The sequence below is a fragment of the Candidatus Symbiopectobacterium sp. NZEC127 genome (assembly GCF_025962675.1).
Lineage (GTDB): Bacteria > Pseudomonadota > Gammaproteobacteria > Enterobacterales > Enterobacteriaceae > Symbiopectobacterium.
This window is the reverse complement of the sequence record NZ_JAGFPG010000110.1, coordinates 1-508: the sequence shown is the minus strand read 5'-3', so window position 1 is coordinate 508 and position 508 is coordinate 1. Positions and strand designations below refer to the sequence as shown.

Here is a 508-nt window from a genome sequence, read left to right as displayed (position 1 = left end):
ATACATGGATATACACGCATACAGGAAAGCGATATCCAGTTGACCAAAGTGTTCCTTAACCGTTTGAGCCAGAGCTTTCTGTGCGTTCACATCAGCGGAGTCGGCGCTCACGACTAACACATCATTACCCAGTTCTGCTTTCGCTTTTTCGATAGAATCAGGGTTAACACCAGTAACAATTACGCGTGCACCTTCTGCAACAAACAGCTTCGCTGTTTGAAGCCCAATACCACTTGTTCCACCCGTAATCAGTGCGCGTTTACCGTGTAATCTGGACATGTAAAAATCTCCTGTTAGTTTTAACAACGGATCGGCGAATGGCCGATTTGATAGCCACTGTATGCTCATGCCCAGATAGTGATAAGATTGCATTTTTAAATATCTTTCATGCATTAAAAGCATAGGTTGGTTTCAAGATGGATAGATTACTTTTGATGACATGCTTTGTCCGTACCGCTGAAACAGGCAGTTTTTCCGCAGCCGGTAGGGATTTAGGCTTAGGGCAACC

2 protein-coding genes are annotated in these 508 nt (G+C 44.3%); one reads left to right on the top strand and one right to left on the bottom strand.

Annotated elements, in window-relative coordinates; all coding sequences use genetic code 11:
- Positions 1-279, bottom strand: a 279-nt coding sequence (locus J5069_RS24175) for an SDR family NAD(P)-dependent oxidoreductase (protein WP_264646164.1), incomplete at its 3' end; no start/stop codon positions are given.
- A 137-nt stretch (positions 280-416) separates the two neighbouring features.
- Here J5069_RS24175 and J5069_RS24170 point away from each other — a divergent pair.
- Positions 417-508: helix-turn-helix domain-containing protein (locus tag J5069_RS24170; RefSeq protein WP_264646165.1), on the top strand; the 92-nt coding region annotated here is incomplete at its 3' end.